The 17,157-nt window shown below is 60.7% G+C and carries 22 protein-coding genes; 9 read left to right on the forward strand and 13 right to left on the reverse strand.

Translation table 11 applies throughout. The features are described from left to right. Positions 1–12: 12 nt before the first annotated feature. The 6 genes from H6866_03500 to fabD all read right to left on the reverse strand — a co-directional run bounded on the left by H6866_03500 (position 13) and on the right by fabD (position 3,543). Positions 13–252 (reverse strand): acyl carrier protein, encoded by a 240-nt coding sequence (locus H6866_03500; GenBank protein ID USO08290.1) that lies wholly within the window; start codon positions 250–252, stop codon positions 13–15. 96 nt (positions 253–348) lie between these two features. Next, the gene (locus H6866_03505) at positions 349–1,014 is read right to left on the reverse strand and encodes an HAD family phosphatase (protein USO08291.1); all 666 of its coding nucleotides are present in this window, start codon (positions 1,012–1,014) and stop codon (positions 349–351) included. Next, positions 1,007–1,510, reverse strand: coding sequence for a dihydrofolate reductase family protein (locus H6866_03510; protein ID USO08292.1), 504 nt, complete (start codon positions 1,508–1,510; stop codon positions 1,007–1,009). Before H6866_03510 ends, H6866_03505 begins: the two co-directional genes overlap by 8 nt. Further along, positions 1,510–2,247 (reverse strand): 3-oxoacyl-[acyl-carrier-protein] reductase, encoded by a 738-nt coding sequence (gene fabG / locus H6866_03515; protein USO08293.1) that lies wholly within the window; start codon positions 2,245–2,247, stop codon positions 1,510–1,512. Before fabG ends, H6866_03510 begins: the two co-directional genes overlap by 1 nt. Positions 2,248–2,305: 58 nt before the next feature. Continuing rightward, positions 2,306–2,521, reverse strand: coding sequence for a hypothetical protein (locus tag H6866_03520; protein ID USO08294.1), 216 nt, complete (start codon positions 2,519–2,521; stop codon positions 2,306–2,308). 59 nt (positions 2,522–2,580) lie between these two features. Next, a complete protein-coding gene (gene fabD / locus H6866_03525) occupies positions 2,581–3,543 on the reverse strand; it encodes an ACP S-malonyltransferase (protein USO08295.1) in 963 nt (320 codons plus the stop codon). A gap of 169 nt (positions 3,544–3,712) precedes the next feature. Between fabD and rpsF the strand changes: the two genes are divergently transcribed. Genes rpsF through rplI form a run of 3 tightly spaced genes read left to right on the forward strand, consistent with a single transcriptional unit; the run spans position 3,713 to position 5,075 of the window. Beyond that, positions 3,713–4,042: a 30S ribosomal protein S6 gene (gene rpsF / locus H6866_03530; GenBank protein USO08296.1), complete on the forward strand. Its 330-nt coding sequence runs from the start codon at positions 3,713–3,715 to the stop codon at positions 4,040–4,042. Continuing rightward, a complete protein-coding gene (locus tag H6866_03535; protein ID USO08297.1) occupies positions 4,042–4,473 on the forward strand; it encodes a 30S ribosomal protein S18 in 432 nt (143 codons plus the stop codon). Before rpsF ends, H6866_03535 begins: the two co-directional genes overlap by 1 nt. Positions 4,474–4,475: 2 nt before the next feature. After that, positions 4,476–5,075, forward strand: coding sequence for a 50S ribosomal protein L9 (rplI, locus tag H6866_03540; GenBank protein USO08298.1), 600 nt, complete (start codon positions 4,476–4,478; stop codon positions 5,073–5,075). 149 nt (positions 5,076–5,224) lie between these two features. On the opposite strand, the gene H6866_03545 is transcribed toward rplI, so the two are convergent. Beyond that, positions 5,225–5,620 carry a hypothetical protein gene (locus tag H6866_03545; GenBank protein USO08299.1) on the reverse strand — a complete coding sequence of 132 codons (396 nt, stop codon included), beginning with the start codon at positions 5,618–5,620 and terminating at the stop codon, positions 5,225–5,227. A gap of 232 nt (positions 5,621–5,852) precedes the next feature. On the opposite strand from H6866_03545, the gene H6866_03550 reads away from it, so the two are divergent. From H6866_03550 to H6866_03560, 3 genes are all read left to right on the forward strand, one after another. Beyond that, positions 5,853–7,343 (forward strand): replicative DNA helicase, encoded by a 1,491-nt coding sequence (locus tag H6866_03550; protein USO08300.1) that lies wholly within the window; start codon positions 5,853–5,855, stop codon positions 7,341–7,343. 1 nt (position 7,344) lies between these two features. Further along, positions 7,345–7,896 carry an RNA methyltransferase gene (locus H6866_03555; GenBank protein ID USO08578.1) on the forward strand — a complete coding sequence of 184 codons (552 nt, stop codon included), beginning with the start codon at positions 7,345–7,347 and terminating at the stop codon, positions 7,894–7,896. A 114-nt stretch (positions 7,897–8,010) separates the two neighbouring features. After that, entirely contained in the window at positions 8,011–8,523 is a 513-nt protein-coding gene (locus H6866_03560; protein USO08301.1) for a hypothetical protein, read from the forward strand. A gap of 9 nt (positions 8,524–8,532) precedes the next feature. Here H6866_03560 and H6866_03565 read toward each other — a convergent pair whose 3' ends face one another. The 3 genes from H6866_03565 to H6866_03575 are packed head-to-tail and all read right to left on the reverse strand — an operon-like array spanning position 8,533 to position 10,664. After that, on the reverse strand, positions 8,533–8,850 hold the full coding sequence (locus H6866_03565; protein ID USO08302.1) for a 2Fe-2S iron-sulfur cluster binding domain-containing protein: 318 nt from the start codon (positions 8,848–8,850) through the stop codon (positions 8,533–8,535). After that, positions 8,847–9,629: a hypothetical protein gene (locus H6866_03570; GenBank protein ID USO08303.1), complete on the reverse strand. Its 783-nt coding sequence runs from the start codon at positions 9,627–9,629 to the stop codon at positions 8,847–8,849. The genes H6866_03565 and H6866_03570 overlap by 4 nt, the downstream gene beginning before the upstream one ends. 21 nt (positions 9,630–9,650) lie before the next feature. Continuing rightward, positions 9,651–10,664 (reverse strand): NAD(P)/FAD-dependent oxidoreductase, encoded by a 1,014-nt coding sequence (locus tag H6866_03575; GenBank protein USO08304.1) that lies wholly within the window; start codon positions 10,662–10,664, stop codon positions 9,651–9,653. Here H6866_03575 and H6866_03580 point away from each other — a divergent pair. After that, entirely contained in the window at positions 10,663–11,583 is a 921-nt protein-coding gene (locus H6866_03580) for a COX15/CtaA family protein (GenBank protein ID USO08305.1), read from the forward strand. The genes H6866_03575 and H6866_03580 overlap by 2 nt on opposite strands. On the opposite strand, the gene H6866_03585 is transcribed toward H6866_03580, so the two are convergent. After that, the gene (locus tag H6866_03585; protein ID USO08306.1) at positions 11,510–12,352 is read right to left on the reverse strand and encodes a hypothetical protein; all 843 of its coding nucleotides are present in this window, start codon (positions 12,350–12,352) and stop codon (positions 11,510–11,512) included. The genes H6866_03580 and H6866_03585 overlap by 74 nt on opposite strands. 70 nt (positions 12,353–12,422) lie before the next feature. After that, a complete protein-coding gene (locus tag H6866_03590) occupies positions 12,423–13,052 on the reverse strand; it encodes a cytochrome c family protein (GenBank protein USO08307.1) in 630 nt (209 codons plus the stop codon). A gap of 105 nt (positions 13,053–13,157) precedes the next feature. Here H6866_03590 and H6866_03595 point away from each other — a divergent pair, with 105 nt between their 5' ends. After that, positions 13,158–14,057, forward strand: a complete 900-nt coding sequence (locus H6866_03595) for a prephenate dehydratase (protein USO08308.1) — start codon at positions 13,158–13,160, stop codon at positions 14,055–14,057. A 4-nt stretch (positions 14,058–14,061) separates the two neighbouring features. On the opposite strand, the gene H6866_03600 is transcribed toward H6866_03595, so the two are convergent. After that, positions 14,062–14,394: a hypothetical protein gene (locus tag H6866_03600; protein ID USO08309.1), complete on the reverse strand. Its 333-nt coding sequence runs from the start codon at positions 14,392–14,394 to the stop codon at positions 14,062–14,064. 263 nt (positions 14,395–14,657) lie between these two features. Between H6866_03600 and H6866_03605 the strand changes: the two genes are divergently transcribed. Next, complete coding sequence (locus H6866_03605) at positions 14,658–17,156, forward strand: DNA translocase FtsK 4TM domain-containing protein (protein USO08310.1); 2,499 nt, start codon at positions 14,658–14,660, stop codon at positions 17,154–17,156. The last annotated feature ends 1 nt before the right edge of the window (position 17,157 follow it).

Genomic DNA, 17,157 nt, shown 5'->3' on the forward strand with positions numbered 1-17,157 from the left:
CTAAAAGGCGGATCAGCCGGCGGCTTTTTCGCCGATGAATTTCACGGCATCGCCCACGGTCTGGATTTTCTCGGCGGCGTCGTCCGGGATTTCGATGTTGAATTCTTCCTCGAACGCCATGACCAGTTCGACCGTGTCCAGGGAATCCGCGCCCAGATCATCGATGAAGCTGGCGGATTCGACCACCTTGTCCTCTTCGACGCCGAGGTGCTCGACAACGATTTTCTTAACGCGGGCTGCGATATCGCTCATGTTCCTAATTCCTTGATTCTGTTTACAGGTGCTTTAAGCCGCGAGAGTCTTAGCAGGCCCGGAAGGTCAAGACAACCGCTTTCCTGTAACACCCCCTTAAAGCCAGTCCTCGATCGCCTCAAGCCGGCTGAAAACCTTGAATGCACCTGCCTTTTCAAGGGTCTGCGCCTGCGCCGCCGGATCGTGCGCAAGTCCGGTATAACCAAGAACCCGCATCCCCGCCGCCACGCCCGCGCGCACCCCTGCCGCCGAATCCTCGACCACTACGCAGGATTCGGGTGCCGCGCCCATGACCTGCGCCGCGTAAAGAAACAGATCGGGTTCCGGCTTGGGCCGCGCCACCTGATCGCCCGTGAACACATGTGCTTCGGGAAACAAGTCGCCATATCCGCCAACCGCAAGCTCCTGCAGCACCAAACGCCGCACCCCGTTGGAACACACGGCCATCTTCGCCGGTCGTCCGGCCAACTCGCGGACGAAGGCCACGCTTTCGGGCAGCACGCGCATATGGGTGGCGATATTGGCTTCCATGCCCGCCGCGTACCCGTCGCGTATCGCTTCGAACGGCAGGTCGCGTTCGAATCGCAGGCAAATCGCTCTGACGATGTTCGCAAGCGACATGCCCATATACGTATCGCGAAAATTATCCCACGGAATATCGATGCCGAAATCGCGGCGCAGCACGTCCGTGAACGCCACCGCGCTCAATTCCTCGGTATCGACCAGCGTCCCGTCGCAATCGAAAAGAACAGCCTTAGTCATAAGCAATGACCTTGTAATCCAGAAGAACAAATGCGTCGGATTGCGCCTTGATACCTTCAAAGGACAACCGCGCATCCACCAGGGCCAACGGCAACCCATCGGAAAACAGACAGGGGTGTAAACTTAAATAAACACGATCAATCAATTTGCGTTGAAAACATTGGTCGATAACACTGGCACCGCCCACCACGACAAAACGATCAAAACCAAGAGCCCTTATTTTGTTCAGGGCTGTATCCATGTCGCTGGCACCGTGGACGGAAGGATCGACCTGCGGCAGGGCGCGCGTCGTCAAAACGACATTCTGCACGCCCGGCACGGGATAAACCGTATCCTGATATTGCTGAAAAGTTTTCGACCCGACAAGAACGCAGCCGACCTGTCCGCAAACCTGTGTGAACATTTTTTCATCTTCGGACGAAACCCAGTTGGAATCTGTTTCGCCCTTGGTGATAAAGCCGTTGAGAGAGCTGGCGATATAAAGCGTGGCCTTCATCAAATCATCGCCATGCCACCGTTCACATGCAGCGTCTGGCCGGTCACATAGGCGGCCTCGTCCGATGCCAGATACACGGCGGCGGCGGCGATTTCGGCGGGCACGCCCATGCGCCCCATCGGAATTTGGGAATCAATCGCGGCTTTCTGCTTGTCGTCCAGCGCGCCGGTCATGGCGGTCGCGATAAATCCCGGCGCGATGCAGTTGACCGTGACATTGCGCGAGGCGATTTCGGCGGCCAGCGATTTCGACCAGCCGATCATCCCCGCCTTGGACGCGGCATAATTCGCCTGCCCCGGATTGCCGGTAACACCAACAATCGAGGTGATGTTCACGATCCGCCCGAAACGGTTTTTCATCATCCCCTTCAGGCACGCGCGCGCAAGGCGGAACGGCGCGGTCAAATTGACGTCCAGCACGGCTTGCCAGTCCTCGTCCTTCAGGCGCAGCGCAAGATTGTCGCGCGTCAGGCCCGCATTGTTGATCAGGATGTCGATTTTGCCCATGGCCGCCGTGGCGTCGGCGACCAGCTGGTCCGTCGCGGCAGCGTCGGCAAGATCGGCGGGCAGCACATGCACGCGTTCCTTCAATTCGGCGGCCAAAGCGTCCAGCTTGTCGCGGTTGCGCCCGGAAATGCCAACGACGCAACCCTGCGCGTGCAGCGCCCGCGCGATGCTTTCGCCGATACCGCCGGTAGCGCCGGTGACCAATGCCGTTTTGCCTGAAAGTGAGAACATAAAAAACCTCGCATGATTATATGCGAGGTTTATAACGCAACTGCCCGAAGGTTAAAGCTTAAATACGGAATTCACGCCGCAATTCCTCCGGAATTTCGTCTGGTCTATAGCCTTTGGCCGTGTACGTCCCCAAACCGTAAACTTGATGTACTAGCCCACCCTCTCCAGCTTGCGCTACCGCAGCCGCAAACGCCCTCGCAATTTCAGCAGAGGGCACCTCGTAAGGATTAAAAATATCCTCGGGATCGTCACCCAAGTAATCCGCAGTTACCATGACCTTCTCCTTGTCTAAATATGAAAAGACATTAAGGCTCGGAAGTTGTATTAGTCAATTTATCCCTTGATATGCCTGATCAGCGCCTCGATCTCGGCGGGCGTACCGGCGTTGAACGCGGCCAGCCGGTCGTCGATGCGCCGCGTCAGACCGGAAAGCACCTTGCCCGCGCCCAGTTCCACTACCTCGGTGACGTTGGCGCCCGCCATCCACTGGATGCTTTCGCGCCAGCGCACCCGGCCCGTGATCTGGTCGACCAGCAATTGGCGGATGCGGCCCGGCTCGTCCTCGGCCTTGGCCGAAACATTGCACACCACCGGGATCGACGGCGGGCGGATCGTCACCTGCGCCAGCGCCTTGGCCATTTCGGCGGCGGCAGGCGCCATCAAACGGCAATGGAACGGCGCCGAAACCGGCAGCATGATCGCGCGCTTCGCGCCATGCCCCTGCGCCAACGCCATGAAACGCTGCACCGCTTCCAGATGACCGGAAATCACCACCTGCCCCGGCGCGTTGTCGTTGGCGGCCTCGCATACACCGTCACCGTCCGTGTTCGTCGCGGCGTTTTCACGCGCAAGCGCGCTCACCGATTCGAAATCGAGGCCTAAAATCGCGGCCATGCCGCCTTGGCCCACCGGCACCGCGCGCTGCATCGCCCGCCCGCGCGCGCGCAAAAGCCGCGCGCTGTCGTCCAGCTCCAGCGCCTTGACGGCGGTCAACGCCGAATACTCGCCCAAAGAATGCCCGGCGACGAACGCCCCGGCTTCGGAAATCCGGATTCCGCCCTGCTTTTTAAGGATGCGCACCACGGCCATCGACACGGCGAACAGCGCGGGCTGGGTGTTTTCAGTCAGGTTGAGGTCGGATTCCGCGCCCTCCCACATGACCTTGGTCAGATCCTGCCCCAGCGCGTCGTTGATCCGTTCAAATACCTCGCGCGCCTCGGCGAAGCTTTCGGCCAGCGCCTTGCCCATGCCGATGCTCTGGCTGCCCTGTCCCGGAAACACGAATGCGCGTGTCATGAATTCCCTCTTGTCGCGGTTATGGTCGGCATTACCAAAACCCACGGAATCGGCTTCTGTCAAGAAAGGCTTGCCTTTCCCCCCGGTTTTGTGCTTTTTTGCGCGCAACCTTGCCGGGAAATCCGGCTTTGGCGGGGATGGTCCCCGTCATAACCGTAAGGAGAAACGAATGCCGAAATACGAAACCGTGTTCATCGCACGGCAGGATCTCGCGCCCGCACAGGTCGAGCAACTGGCCGAAAAGATGGGCAAGATCGTCACCGATCAAGGTGGCAAAATCCACAAAACCGAACACTGGGGCCTCAAGACCCTGGCGTACCGCATCAACAAAAACCGCAAGGGCCACTACGTGCTGTTCGAACTGGACACGCCGCCCGCCGCCCTGCACGAGCTTGAGCGCAATCTGCGCCTGTCCGAGGACGTGCTGCGTCACATGTCGCTGCGGATCGAGGAATTCTCGTCCGAGCGCAAGGACCAACCCGCGAAGGAGGCTGCGTAATGTCTTTTGAAAAACGTGAACCCCGTTCCGAATCGCGCGGCGAAGGCCGTGGTGAATCCCGTGGCGAACGCGGCGAAGGCCGCGGCCCGTCCTCCGGCGGCGCGCCGTTCTTCCGTCGTCGCAAGACCTGCCCGTTTTCGGGTGACAATGCCCCGCGCATTGACTGGAAGGACGTCAAGACCCTGATGCGCTATATCTCCGAACGCGGCAAGATCATGCCTTCGCGCATCACGGCCGTTTCGGCGACCAAGCAGCGCGAACTGGCACTGGCCATCAAGCGCGCGCGCTTCATGGCGCTGATGCCCTATGTCCGCGACGAACTGCCGCCGCAACGCAGCTTCGCCGACCGTGGCGATCGTGGTGACCGCGCCCCGCGCGGCGACCGTGGCGACCGTTCCTTCGGCAACTTTGAAAACACGAAGGAGGGTTAATCATGCAGGTCATCCTTCTTGAAAAGATCGACAATCTGGGTTCGCTGGGCGAAGAAGTCCGCGTTCGCGACGGTTATGCGCGCAATTATCTGTTGCCGCAAAACAAGGCGCTGCGCGCGACAGAATCGAACCGCGCCTATTTCCAGCGTGAAAAGGCCGCCCTCGAAGCCAACAACGCCAAAAAACGCGATGCCGCCGAGAAAGAGTCGAAGAAACTCTCCGGCCAGCACGTGACCATCATCCGTCAGGCGTCCGAAGCGGGCGCTCTGTACGGGTCGGTCAGCACCCGCGACATCGCCGAGGCGGCGACCGCGGGCGCGGGCGTGCATGTGGAGCGCACCCACGTCGTGCTCCACGCCCCGCTCAAGATGCTGGGTCTGTTCCCGGTCACCGTCGCCCTGCACCCCGAGGTGAAGGTCGAAGTGACGGTCAACATCGCCCGCACCGAGGAAGAGGCCGCGATCCAGAAAAAAACCGGCAAGGCTCTGGTCAAGACCGACGAGGACGAAGCGCCCAAGGCCCAACCTGCGGCACAAGCCGACGGCGAAGCCCAGGCCAATGTGGAAGCCAACGCGGAAACCGACGAAGAACAGGCCGCCTGATCTTCCTGCCTACAACGATCAAAGCCCCGCGAATTTCGCGGGGCTTTTTATTTATATGGCGTTTTTTCATCCCACCGGCGAAAACGGAGACCCGTGCATAACGCAGGGGGAGAATGGCAGGCCCCCGCCTTCGCCGGTGGGATGAAAACTCAATCGACTTTATGCGTGTCCTTCTTTTCGATCCGCGCCTGCACCGCGTCCTCGACTTTTTGCGTGGCCGCTGCTGCCGCGTCGAACCGGTTTGTATCCTGGCCGCGCAAAATCCCCACGATCGCGGCGATGTCGCTGCGCAGGGTTTCGTCCGCCTGCACCTCGGCATTGTTCTTGTTCATGATCTCGTTTTCGCGCAGCGCCCATTTCGCGTCTTCAAGCCTGTCGATCGCCTTTACGTCGCGCCGCGCGGCGATCGAACTGTTCGCCGCCACCAGATTGTTATAGGCGCTATTGATCGGCGTATCCGCCCCGGCCGTGGCCTGCGGCGCGAAAGCCCCGAAAGTTACCCCGGCGACGCCGGTCAGGATCACGGATTTATAAAACGGGCGCATGGGGATGTCCTTTTTCAATACAGGAATCCTTGCCCTGGCTTCGGTCATTCGCGTGACCCAAAAAAGGCAATATCGTGTCCCCTGCCATCCGCCTCCTACCACCCACCCCATGCCGTCCACCGCTTTTCCCGATGCTTTTGCACAGGCTTGCCCCACAAAAAAACATCAATTGCATCCACAACTTGGCCGATTCCGATTCACATCCGCATCCGGCATCTGCTAGGGTCCGGGCATGGTTTCCGACAATCTCATTACCCTGCCGGGCGGCCGCACCGGCGCGGGCACGGCGCTGGAGGCGCAGGGCTTCCGCATCCTGCCCCATAATCTGGAGGCCGAGCAGGCCCTTCTGGGCGCGCTTCTGGTCGACAACCGCGCGCTTGAAAACGTCGGCGACATCATCAAGGCCGAGCATTTCTTCGCCCCGGTCCACCAGCGTATTTTCGACGCGGTCCGAAAAATGGCCGACCGCGGCCAGAATGCCGACCCGATAACCCTTAAACCCTATTTTGAAAACGATGCGGAGCTTGAGGAACGCGGTGGTGCGCAATATCTGGCAGATCTGGCGGCCAGCGTCGTCACCGTGATCAACGCCGCCAACTACGCGCGCTTCATCCACGATCTCTACCTGCGCCGCAACCTGATCGCCGTAGGCAACGATCTGGTCAACGAGGCGTACGAGGCCGACATCGACACCTCCGCCACCGACTGTCTGGAATCCGCGGAATCCCGTCTGTTTGAAATGGCCGAAAGCGGCCAGGCCGACCGTGGATTCGTGACCATGCACGCCGCTACCGCGGCGGCGATCGAACTGGCCGAAAAGGCCTTCAAATCCGACGGCCACGTCACGGGCGTGACCACCGGCCTGCGCGATCTCGATAAAAAACTCGGCGGCCTGCAACCTTCCGATCTGATCATCGTCGCGGGCCGTCCATCGATGGGCAAGACCGCCTTCGCCACCACCATGGCCTTCAACGCCGCGCGCGCCTATGCCGAATCCGGCGGGCAGGAAGGCGCGATCGTGGGTTTCTTCAGCCTGGAAATGTCGGCCGACCAGTTGGCCACCCGACTTCTTTCCGACCTTGCCGAGATTTCCGGCGATCGAATCCGCCGCGGCGAATTCTCGAAGGAGGATTTCCACCGTCTGGCCGAACAATCGACACGGCTTGCGCAGATCCCGATCTATATCGACGACACGGCGGCCTTGAGCATCACCGCCGTGCGCACCCGCGCCCGGCGCATGAAGCGCAAGCACAATCTGGGGATGCTGGTGGTCGACTATCTTCAGCTTTTGCGCGGCACGGGCTCGAAACAATCGGAAAACCGCGTGCTTGAAGTATCGGAAATCACGCGCGGCCTGAAGGCCATCGCCAAGGAATTGGCGATCCCCGTGGTCGCGCTTTCGCAGCTTTCCCGCGCCGTCGAAAACCGCGAGGACAAACGCCCGCAACTTTCCGACTTGCGTGAATCCGGATCGATCGAACAAGACGCCGACGTCGTGATGTTCGTCTATCGCGAGCAATATTACGTCGAGCGCGAAAAACCGAACGAGGCAGACGCCACCAAAATGGCCGAATGGCAAAATCGCATGACCGCGGTCCACAACGTCGCCGAGGCGGTGATCGGCAAACAGCGTCACGGACCGATCGGCATCGTCGAGATGTATTTCGACGCCCAGTACACGCGCTTCAAGGACCTTGACCGCGTACATTACGACCATGGGTGACATGCGCGGTTATTTCGGCATCGGCGTCGAAGGCATTTCCAAGGGCGCGAATCTGGGCAATCTCGTGCGCTCGACCCACGCCTTCGGCGGCAGTTTCTTTTTCACCATCGCCCCCAACGTGGCGATGGAGGAAATCCGTGTTTCCGACACCGCCGCATCGGCGCTGCACATGCCGTTTTACGTCTACGAAAACCCGAAAAAGATGATGCTGCCGCGCGGCTGCGCGCTGGTCGGGGTCGAATTTCTGCCTGATGCGGTCGACCTGCCGTCCTTCCATCACCCTTTGCAAGCGGCCTATGTGCTGGGGCCGGAAATGGGCTCACTCTCGCCGGAAATGCTGGCGCTGTGCGACCATGTGATCAAAATTCCGATGAAATTCTGCGTCAATGTCGGCGTCGCGGGCGCGCTGGTGATGTACGACCGGCTGATCAGCCTTGGGCGCCACGCCCCGCGACCCGTGCGGCCCGGCGGCCCGACCGAGGACCTTGAAATGCAACCTTTCGGCAGTCACCGGCGCCTGAGCCGCAGGGCCCTGAAATCACAGGAAAAATAAACCGCGTGCCTCGCGGCTTGCCATGCGCGGCGAATTTTCCTAAGTTTTGCCGGTTCGCATGACGAACACCTAGTTCCGTTCATTTCAATCGCATCGATAAAAGGTACCCCGATCATGACCATCCGCCGTTTCGTTCTCGCCGCCGCGCTGCTTTGCCTGTTCACGCTTCCCGCGCTGGCCGACGAACCGAAACTGATTTCCACCAGTGGCGACTGGTCGGCCTATTCCTTCAAGGAAGGCAACGGCACGGTATGCTACATGGCCAGCCAGCCCAAAAAGGCCGAAGGCAAATACACCAAACGCGACCCCGTTTTCGCGCTGATCACCCACCGCCCGGCGGAAAACACGCATAACGTCTTCAGCTATATCGCGGGCTATACCTACAAGACCGGGTCGGATGTGATCCTGACCATCGACGACAAGACCTTCAACCTGTTCACCCACAAGGACATGGCCTGGGCCAAGGACGCCGACACCGACAACCGCATCACCGACGCGGTGAAAAAAGGCTCGAAAATGGTGGTCAAGGGAACGTCTGCCCGCGGCACGGAAACCACCGATACATACTCGCTCAAAGGCTCTGGCACCGCCCACGACGCGATCGACAAGGCGTGCAAGACGAAATAAGCCCTGAGGTTAGGGTCGCGCGCTTTCGGACAGGGTAAGCTCCAGCCCATCCAGATCGTCATTCATGATGATCTGGCACGACAGGCGCGAATATTCGCTTGAATCCGGCAGGTCAGCCAGCATGTCCTGCTCCTCCGGGCTTGGCGCGGGCAGCCGCGCGGCCCATTCCGGCGCGACGAAGACGTGACAGGTCGCGCAGGCCAGACACCCCCCGCATTCGGCCTTGATCGGCAGGCCGTAATCGCGGATGACCTCCATCGCGCGCCAGCCTTCAAGCCCTTCCAACTCGTGTTTGTTGCCGTCCTGGTCCGTAACTTTCAGTTTCATGGCCTTGCCGTCCTTGCCTTCATCATAAATCGCACCGCCGCCGCGGTGCACGCCGTAAACAGAATTGCCAGCGCAAGCGTGCCCGCCGCCACCGCCGCATCGTCGAACGCCGCCGCAAACCCCGCCATCGGCGCCGCCGCCAGCGCATGGATCACCACCTGCACGAACGTGATGACGACGCTCAGGCAAAGCGAGCACAGGGCGAACAGCGCGAAAACCCGAAGACTGCCGCCCCAACCCCCCAGCCGCGCGTAAAACCCTTGCGTCTGCCAGTCCAGCGCGCGCGGCACGTGCAGCCAGAACCAGCGCACGGCGAACAGCGCGAGGATAAGGAGCGCCAGCGCCAACGGCGCATAGGGCGAGGACGCGGGGGGGTCGGAAACAAACCACTGCCGCGCCGTGGCCATGGCGACATAGAGGCCGGTGGTAAAATACCCGACCGCGGCATAGATGAACCCGGATTGCACCACCGCGCGGTTGCGCGCGCGCCGCGACACCTCGTCGTCGATCAGCGGATATTCGTGCAACACCATCAACCGCAGGATCAACGCGCTTTCAAGCCCGGTGACGAACCCGGCGGGCAGTTGCGCCAGCGGCAGCCAGAACAGCGGCACGGAATCGCCCGCAAGACGCAACGCCACCACGGTCGCAAGCGTCACCACGAAGGGCAAAAACGACATCAGCAGGATCAGCCGCGCATGCGCGGCGCACAGGCGAAAACCGCCCAGGAACGATTCCATGATCGGGAATGGCGGCGGTGGTGGGGTATCCTTGAACATGCGCCCCAAGATACCGCCGGGTCAGGCCACGCCAAGCTTTTTTTGCAAATCCGAGGACGATGTCGTGTACTGGAAACGCAGCTTTTCGCCCGGGCGGCAGATACGGAACGCTTCCTGCGCCATCAGCGCGGCTTCATGGAAGCCGGAAAGGATGAGCTTGAGCTTGCCCGGATAGGTGCAGATATCCCCGATCGCGAACACACCCGCCTGACTGGTCTGGAATTTTTCGGTATCGACGACGATCAGATTGTCTTTCAGTTCCAACCCGAAATCGGCAACCGGCCCGAGCTTCATGGTCAGGCCGTAAAACGCAAGGAATCGGTCGCACGCAATCGTGCCCTTGTCGGTAACGATGCCAGAAATCTGCGCCCCGGCGCCCTCGATCCCCGTGATCTGCCCGATCATAAGCTCCATTTTGCCCGCGGCCACCAGCTCGCGCATCTTGCGCACGGAATCCGGCGCGGCGCGGAATTCGTCGCGGCGGTGGACGAGCGTGAGCTTCTTGACCAGCGGTTGCAGATTGATCGACCAGTCCAGCGCGGAATCGCCGCCGCCCGCGACGACCAGCGTGCGGTCGCGATACGCCTCCATCTTGCGCACGGCATAGAACACGGATTCGCCCTCATACGCCTCGATCCCCGGAATCGGGGGTTTCTTGGGCATGAACGACCCGCCGCCCGCCGCGATCACAATCACTGGCGCGCGCAATATCTGCCCGGTATCGGTGGTCAATTGCCACGCATCGCCCGCGCGCTCCAGCTTTTCGACCATCTGTCCCAGATGAAAGACCGGGTTGAAGGGCTTGATCTGCTCCATCAACTGGTCGGTCAGCTGTTGCCCGGTGACGATGGGCAGTGCGGGAATGTCGTAAATCGGCTTTTCGGGGTACAGCTCGGCGCACTGGCCGCCCGGCTTGTCCAGAATGTCGATCAGCGCGCATTTCAGGCCCAGAAGCCCAAGTTCGAACACGGCGAACAGGCCGACCGGCCCGGCGCCGACAATGATCACATCCGTCGATTGCATGTTGTCTTCCATGGTCAGGCACAATACTTATATCAAGGACAATGACAAGGCTTTGACTTTGGACAAAAGCACGCTTTCAACCGATGTTCTGAACGCAAACTGGCTTCTGGTCTGCGCCGCGCTTTCATTCGCGGCGGTAATGATCGGGGCCTTTCCCATGGATCGGACGGGGTTTCAGGTCGCGCGTTTTGTATTCGCGCCCGGCGCCCTGCTTCGCCTTTGGGACGGGCTGACCCTTCTTACGGTATTCCTGCCGCTGCTGCTGTTCTGGGCCGCGCACGGCGTTGCGCGCGGCTACGGCGCGAAATACGTCGGTATACTGGCGCTGGTGGGTATTCAATGCGCGGCATGCTGGTGCGCGACCGCCAATCCCTACACGCCGCTGGAAACCTGTAATTTTATCCACCCCGTGCTTGCAATGCTGGCGGGCGCGATGACATTCTGGATGGCGCTCACTCTGCTGCGCCGTGACGGCGCGCTGGTGATGCGCCCCGTCGATTCCACCCCGTCCCTGCGCACGCACGGGCGCGTTGCGCTCGCGCTGGCCGGTCTGTTGGCGGCTCTTGCCGCGTTCCGTCCCGTACCGAACGCGGTTTTGAACGACGCGGGATGGATGAATCCGGATCAATGGGCGGAACATCCCACCGTCACGAACCTGCTCGCAAACCCAGCGATGGCACAGATCATCCGGCACACGCCGATGCTGGCGGTCTGCGCGATCGTCCTTGGCTTCGCATGGCGCGCGCAAAGCCCGACGCTGGCGACCGCCATCGTGATTCAGTTGGGGTTGGGTGTTCTCACAGTGGTTTCCGGCGCGACCCTGCCCTTGGCGATACTCTATCAGGCGGGCGCGCTGGTTACGCTGGCCGCGCTGCTATACGAGCTGCACCGCGTTCTTCTGGGCGCGGGCGCAACAACACCCGCGCCGTAAACCGTATTACGTCCGCCGCGCGCGGCGGACGGCCGGTCCCGAATGCTTTGGCCGCGAAACAGGCCGTCAGCGCGGCAGGACGCAGTTTTCGCGTAATATCGCCCATCTTTGCAACCGCCCCGTCGGGCGCAAGACGTGCATAGCGGTGCAAAAGATGCGGCAAAAGCTGCGCGTCGGATTTTTGGTACCGCGTCGCCCCCAGCAGATACAAAAGCGCGTCCCGCGCCTGCGCCTCGCGCAGGGGCATGGAACGTAACGCATCGTGCTCCAGATCGAGCCAGCCGATTTTGCCATCTGGTGACAGAACGATATCACGCATATATGGCCGCCCGTGATACTGGCCCGCCTTGTGCAGCCGGGCCAATTCCTCGATCCCGTGAATCAGCAGGGCGCGCCGCGCGCGCGGATCGTTTTCGTCCAGCAATATCTGACGCAGGGATTTGCCGATCGATCCGGTCACGAACCATGACCAGTCCGGGCTGTATTCGACGATTTCAGGCGCAAGAAACCCGGCCCGGCGCAAATGGGCAAAGCGGCGCGCCTCGAATTTCAGGGATTGGCGCGGATCGCTGACATACGTATCGCGAAAAATACCAAGGCCTGTCACGACAGCCAGAAGGGACAGCAAGCCGCGCCGCAGCTGCAAGGGTCTTAAAACGGAGAACTTTTTCCATCCCGCCACCCCGTTGAAATCGACCTGCAGGGTCCGCGCGCAAGGGGATGATGACAAAGCGGATGATCGCGCAAAATTCAGGGTATCGGAAACCATGGCTACGTATATAGCCACGCCACACAAAAAAGTCAAATTATGACAAATGCGGCGTGGCTACGGGATAATGTTACTTTTTGCCTTCAGCGGCGATCTCGGCATCCGTCGGCAACGGCGCCGGCGAATCCGACAGCGTGCGCAGATAAGCGATCACATCGGCGCGCTGTTCCGGGTTTTTCAGGCCGGCGAAGGTCATCTTGGTGCCCGCGATGTCCTTTTTCGGGTTCCAAAGGAAGGCATTGAGCGCTTCATAGGTCCAGGTTTGATCGTGCAGACCCTTCATCGCGCTGGAATAGGCGAAGCCTTCCATATGTGCATGTTTGTTGCCGACGATGCCGTAAAGGTTCGGTCCCACGCGAGCAGGCTCGCCCTTGCCGAAACTGTGGCAGGCGGCGCAGGCCTTGGCGATGGTCTGGCCTTTGGCGGCGTCTGCCGATTTAAGCAGGCCCAAAATCGGCTCCGCCCCCTCCGGCGCGGCGGCTGCAGGCGCTGCTTCCGTGGCCGGCACCGCGGGTGCGGCATCCGTGGCGGGGGCAGCGGGCGCGGCGCTGGTCGTATCGGCCTGCGCGACCTCGATTTTATAGGCGTTTTGCTTCAACGGCTCGACCGCCATCACCTTGTGCGCAACGAAATTGCTGGTCACCGCAACGGCACCTGCGATAAGAAGGGCCGCGAAAACTTTACTGATCTTGCCTGACATATGTTGACTCGTTTGCTGGAGTGAATGGAGAATTCCCCTGAATTCCCGTACCTTATGGCAGAGAAAACAGCACAAAACAATAGAACGCAAACCCATGGCAAAAACATGACCAAGATCGGAAAGCCGGCAAAGCGCAAAACCAGCGCGGGGCGCGCAAAAACCTTAAAGCATGCATCCAGCATATCATTTTCCGGAATCGCGGGATCATACTCCGATATGTCCTGTCGCGCGATGTTTCCGCGCGCGCGCACCCTGCCCTGCGTCACCTTCGACGACGCCTTTGCCGCGCTCAACGACGGCCGGGTCGATCTGGCCATGATCCCGATCGAAAATGCGATCGCAGGCCGCGTTGCAGACGTTCACCATTTAATTCCCCGCATGCAGGGCCTGCACGTCGTGGCCGAACATTTCCAGCCGGTTGAATTCTGCCTGCTTGGCACGAAGGACAGCACGCTCAAGACCCTGACCCATGTCCACAGCCACGTCATGGCCCTGCCCCAGTGCCGCAAGGCGACCCGGGCGCTGGGCCTGAAGGAGGTCACACACGAAGACACGGCGGGCGCGGCAGAAATGATCGCAAAAAAGGCAGATCCCACGCAGGGCGCGCTGGCCTCGGCACTGGCGGCGGAACTCTATGGCCTGAAGATTCTCAAGCGCGGCATCCAGAACACGCAGGACAACGTCACCCGCTTCGTGGTCTTTTCAAAAGAAAAAGTGGTGCCGGACGTTTCCGTTCCATGCCTCACCGCCTTCATCTTTGTGGGTAAAAGCATCCCCGCGTTTCTGTACAAGGTACTTGGGGCCTTTGCGACCAACCAGATCAATTTCACCAAGATCGAATCTTATGTCGAGGATTTCCGCGCCGCCCATTTTTATTGCGAGGTCGAAGGCCATCCTGATGAACGCAGGATGCAACTGGCATTTGATGAAGTCGCGTTCTACACCACGAATGATTACCGCATCCTCGGCACCTTCCCGCAGGCGAAATTCCGGCTGAATAAATAAACGCCTACAGCCACGCACGCATAAGCATCAGCGCGCAGATTCCGGCGCATACGGCTAGTGCGGCCGCGCCGCGATGTGCGACCTGCCCGCGACGGCAACGCTTGACGTCGCGTACACTAACCTGCCCAGAAGCCATGTCCTCTGTCACCTGCTTGACCTGCACCTCGCGCACGCCGGGCTGCAAGACCAGCATCCGCGCATGTGAAATCGCCAGCGTCCGGTCTGTGGCGGTCGCGTGCAAATCCCAAAACAGGCCGCGACGCGATGCAGTATCGGCGGCGCGCGCGCCTTCAAGCGTATAAATCGCGAAATAGGAATTCACGGCAGGCATAAGCATGGCAGGTATTCGACTCCCCATAGGCCCCATAGGCGCGGCGTCCTTTCCGGTAACGATCTAAACCCTGTTTTGTCCTGATGACGATTCCCGAAGGAAGCCGGAAATCGCGTGGTGACTGTCTTCATTTTCCGTTCACGACTCTTAAAAAAGCGTTAATGTCATAAGAATGCCTTTTCCTTGTATGAAAGGTTCGATTCAGATAGAATCCGCTGCGCTGGCCCTCGGCCAGACTCAAGCAAATCCGCCATAAAATTACAGGTTCCATGCCCCGCGCCTCCTACGCCGCCAGCTATCGCCGCCGCGACACGTCCCGCCGCTTCCTGCCCGAACCGGTCAGCCGCTTCCTCCGCGCCCGCACAACCGACGCCTGGGGCCTGATTCTGCTGTGCTCCGGCGCCTATGTCCTGCTTGCGCTCGCATCCTATACGCCCGGTGACCCTTCGCTTAACAACGCCTCAGCCGCCATTCCCGCGAATCTAGGCGGGCGCTTCGGCGCGACAATTGCCGACGCCTTGGTCCAGACCATCGGCATCGCGGGCATCTTGCCCGCATTGATCGCACTTGGCCGCGGTTTTATGGTCCTGCGCCGGTCCGAAACTGTGTTCGGTCTGGGGCTGCGCCTGATCTTCGCCGTTTTCGCGACCCTTGTCGCCGCCATTGCCTGCGCCCGTATCGGCGCACCGGAATCATGGGCACCCGTGCCTTACATGGGCGGCGTTGCAGGTACAGGCATGCTTTCGGGCATCGCGGGCGCGATCCAGCCATGGACGGGCGGGGCGGCCTTCCTGATCACCGCACTCCTCTCTGGCGTCGCCGCCCTGATTCTGGCTGGCCTCGCGCTTGGAATGCCTGCATCCAACTGGGGCGATGCCGGGCGCATCGCCTTGTCTTTCACCGCATGGGTCACGATGGGCACTGCCGCCATTGTCGCGCGCATCCACGGTTGGTTTTCATCCGGCGATGCGGACGACGATCTCTCGCCGCGCCGCCGCGCAACCACCGCGCGCAACATGCGCCGCGCCCCAGCCATCGCAAGTAGTGACGAAGATGAAGACGACGAGGAAGACGACATCGTCGACGCCGATGACGAGGATGAGGACGCACAAGAAGATGAGGATGAGGACGATGACGACGGGGAAGAAGAACGCGGCGGCGGCTTGCTGCGGGCGATCAGGCCGAGCAACGATTCCCTTGTCCGAAAACTGAAAAAACCCATCAAGAAAAAGAAGCCGCGCCAGAACGCTCTGACCCTGCGCGAGGATGAATGGGAATTTCCGGATATTGAAATCCTGCAAGAGGAACCGGACGAAAACGCGGGCGAGGAACACGACGAAAAAATCCTGACCCGCAACGCCGAGTTGCTGCAACAGGTGCTGGAGGATTTCAACATCAACGGCGAAATCGTGAAAATCCATCCCGGCCCGGTGGTCACACTGTATGAACTCGAACCCGCGCCGGGGACAAAATCCAGCCGCGTCATCAGCCTGTGCGATGACATCGCGCGTTCCATGTCCGCCGTGTCCGTGCGTGCCGCCGTGGTGCCGGGACGCAATGTCATCGGCATCGAGATTCCGAACAAAAAACGCCGCATGGTATACATGCGCTCGCTGCTCCAGACCGACGACTACGCCGAATCGAAATGCAAGCTGCCGCTGGCGCTGGGCAAGGATATCGGCGGCGCACCGATCATCGCCGACCTTGCGCGCATGCCGCACCTTCTGGTCGCCGGGACCACCGGCTCGGGCAAGTCGGTCGCGGTCAACACCATGATCACCTCGCTGCTGTATAAGCTCAGCCCGGAACAATGCCGCTTCATCATGATCGACCCCAAGATGCTGGAGCTTTCGGTCTATGACGACATTCCGCATTTGCTCAGCCCCGTGGTCACCGAGCCCGGCAAGGCGGTGGTAGCCCTGAAATGGACGGTGCACGAGATGGAGGAGCGCTACCGCGCAATGTCCAAGCTCAGCGTCCGCAACATCGACGGCTACAACCAGCGCATCCGCGAGGCGCGCGGCAAGGGCGAGGTCCTGACCCGCAAGATCCAGACCGGCTTCGACCCCGAAACCGGCAAGCCGATCTACGAGGAACAGCCGATCGAACTGGTCGAATTGCCGCATATCGTCGTCATCGTCGACGAATTCGCCGACCTGATGCTGGTCGCGGGCAAAGAGATCGAAAACGCGGTCCAGCGCCTGGCGCAGATGGCGCGCGCCGCCGGCATTCACATCATCATGGCGACCCAGCGCCCGTCGGTCGACGTCATCACCGGCGTGATCAAGGCGAACTTCCCGACCCGCATTTCCTTTCAGGTCACATCCAAAATCGACTCGCGCACCATTCTGGGCGAAGGCGGCGCGGAACAGCTTCTCGGCCAGGGCGACATGCTGTACATGGCTGCGGGCGGGCGCATCCAGCGCGTCCACGGCCCGTTTGTTTCCGACGACGAAGTCCAGCAAATCGTCGAACACCTGCGCGCGCAGGGCGAACCGGATTATGTCGAAAGCGTCACCGAAGGCGGCGACGACGGCGAAACCGGCGACATGTTCGGCGGCCCCGGCGGCGGGTCCGGCGACACCCTGTACGATCAGGCGGTCGCGATCGTCGCGCGCGAAGGCAAGGCATCGACCAGTTTCATCCAGCGCCACCTCCAGATCGGATACAACCGCGCGGCAACGCTGATCGAACGCATGGAAAAAGAAGGGGTCATCAGCCCCGCCAACCATGTCGGCAAGCGGGAAGTGCTGGTTGGAAACCGCTGAC

This window comes from Rhodospirillales bacterium, assembly GCA_023898805.1.
In the GTDB taxonomy this organism is placed as follows: domain Bacteria; phylum Pseudomonadota; class Alphaproteobacteria; order Micavibrionales; family UBA1664; genus UBA6145.

Bases quoted from the DNA above. Each gene is read 5' to 3' on its own strand.
- fabD (USO08295.1), bottom strand. From the start codon at position 3,543: ATGACACGCGCATTCGTGTTTCCGGGACAGGGCAGCCAGAGCATCGGC.
- H6866_03580 (USO08305.1), top strand. From the start codon at position 10,663: ATGGTCAGGCACAATACTTATATCAAGGACAATGACAAGGCTTTGACT.
- H6866_03510 (USO08292.1), bottom strand. From the start codon at position 1,510: ATGAAGGCCACGCTTTATATCGCCAGCTCTCTCAACGGCTTTATCACC.
- H6866_03575 (USO08304.1), bottom strand. From the start codon at position 10,664: ATGGAAGACAACATGCAATCGACGGATGTGATCATTGTCGGCGCCGGG.
- H6866_03565 (USO08302.1), bottom strand. From the start codon at position 8,850: ATGAAACTGAAAGTTACGGACCAGGACGGCAACAAACACGAGTTGGAA.
- H6866_03500 (USO08290.1), bottom strand. From the start codon at position 252: ATGAGCGATATCGCAGCCCGCGTTAAGAAAATCGTTGTCGAGCACCTC.
- H6866_03505 (USO08291.1), bottom strand. From the start codon at position 1,014: ATGACTAAGGCTGTTCTTTTCGATTGCGACGGGACGCTGGTCGATACC.
- H6866_03600 (USO08309.1), bottom strand. From the start codon at position 14,394: ATGCTTATGCCTGCCGTGAATTCCTATTTCGCGATTTATACGCTTGAA.
- H6866_03560 (USO08301.1), top strand. From the start codon at position 8,011: ATGACCATCCGCCGTTTCGTTCTCGCCGCCGCGCTGCTTTGCCTGTTC.
- H6866_03535 (USO08297.1), top strand. From the start codon at position 4,042: ATGTCTTTTGAAAAACGTGAACCCCGTTCCGAATCGCGCGGCGAAGGC.
- H6866_03605 (USO08310.1), top strand. From the start codon at position 14,658: ATGCCCCGCGCCTCCTACGCCGCCAGCTATCGCCGCCGCGACACGTCC.
- H6866_03595 (USO08308.1), top strand. From the start codon at position 13,158: ATGACCAAGATCGGAAAGCCGGCAAAGCGCAAAACCAGCGCGGGGCGC.
- H6866_03570 (USO08303.1), bottom strand. From the start codon at position 9,629: ATGTTCAAGGATACCCCACCACCGCCGCCATTCCCGATCATGGAATCG.
- H6866_03520 (USO08294.1), bottom strand. From the start codon at position 2,521: ATGGTAACTGCGGATTACTTGGGTGACGATCCCGAGGATATTTTTAAT.
- rpsF (USO08296.1), top strand. From the start codon at position 3,713: ATGCCGAAATACGAAACCGTGTTCATCGCACGGCAGGATCTCGCGCCC.
- rplI (USO08298.1), top strand. From the start codon at position 4,476: ATGCAGGTCATCCTTCTTGAAAAGATCGACAATCTGGGTTCGCTGGGC.
- H6866_03545 (USO08299.1), bottom strand. From the start codon at position 5,620: ATGCGCCCGTTTTATAAATCCGTGATCCTGACCGGCGTCGCCGGGGTA.
- fabG (USO08293.1), bottom strand. From the start codon at position 2,247: ATGTTCTCACTTTCAGGCAAAACGGCATTGGTCACCGGCGCTACCGGC.
- H6866_03590 (USO08307.1), bottom strand. From the start codon at position 13,052: ATGTCAGGCAAGATCAGTAAAGTTTTCGCGGCCCTTCTTATCGCAGGT.
- H6866_03555 (USO08578.1), top strand. From the start codon at position 7,345: ATGCGCGGTTATTTCGGCATCGGCGTCGAAGGCATTTCCAAGGGCGCG.
- H6866_03550 (USO08300.1), top strand. From the start codon at position 5,853: ATGGTTTCCGACAATCTCATTACCCTGCCGGGCGGCCGCACCGGCGCG.
- H6866_03585 (USO08306.1), bottom strand. From the start codon at position 12,352: ATGGTTTCCGATACCCTGAATTTTGCGCGATCATCCGCTTTGTCATCA.